Origin of the sequence: Escherichia sp. KTE172 (assembly GCF_000408845.1) — a bacterium.
GTDB classification, from domain to species: Bacteria; Pseudomonadota; Gammaproteobacteria; order Enterobacterales; family Enterobacteriaceae; genus Escherichia; species Escherichia coli.
The window spans coordinates 10,079-10,879 of record NZ_KE137318.1 but is presented as its reverse complement, the minus strand read 5'-3'; the positions used below and the strand labels follow the sequence as shown (position 1 = coordinate 10,879).

Below are 801 nucleotides of genomic sequence, written 5' to 3'. Positions count from 1 at the left end.
TTCCTTGAAGCGAAAATGCAGGGCTACAACCGTGCGCCCCTTTTTGATCGTCTCAACCGTTACAGCCAGGTCGCTTTTTTTGTTCAGTTCGTCAACACAGGGTTTTATTAGTATTTTATTTAAGTCTCTGAATTGTTTGTATTTATTTTCAATCCCTAACATTGAACGAAAGTCATTAAGAGCAATAATTCTCTCTCCCGTACTGCGGAATTGCTGGAGGAACTCGTATATTCTTATACTGTAACTACTTGATAAACCTGATATGTTTTTTATAACAACGCGCGTGAATTGCCCCTTCAGTTGCGTCAGATAAGGCATTACCGCGTCAGAAAAGGTTATTCGAGCCTTGGCCTCACCTTTAGCGTACTGTGCCCGATACTGGATCCAGCGGAACTCCTCACGCTTCTCGTCATTCTTGAGAATGATCGACCTGTCCCATAAACGATCGATCGCTTCCTGTAACTGAACCTCGGCATTTTTCCGCCCCATGTCAGGGAATGAATCAAAATATTCCGCAGCGGTAATGGTCATTGTCTTTTGCAATTCAGCATCAGCACCAGATTTCAATCGACTGATACACAGCAACAGAAAACGTTGTTCCTGTAGGGTCAACTTGTAGCTGGCCTCAACCAAAGCATTCGACTTGTAGGCAATCAAGTCCGACATACAAAGATCCCGTTCAAATGTGGTGATGCTTTAATGTGCCCCACAAATAAGAAATGTGGAATATTTTTTTTTATATCCTCACATTTCTGTGAATAACACCTTAAATTCCTCCACCTTTACCTTAAATTCCTCCAC

1 protein-coding gene is annotated in these 801 nt (G+C 42.2%); it reads right to left on the bottom strand.

What is annotated here, in order from left to right; all coding sequences use genetic code 11:
- Positions 1-666: replication initiation protein (locus tag G434_RS00075; protein WP_016249758.1), on the bottom strand; the 666-nt coding region annotated here is incomplete at its 3' end.
- Positions 667-801 lie beyond the last annotated feature (135 nt).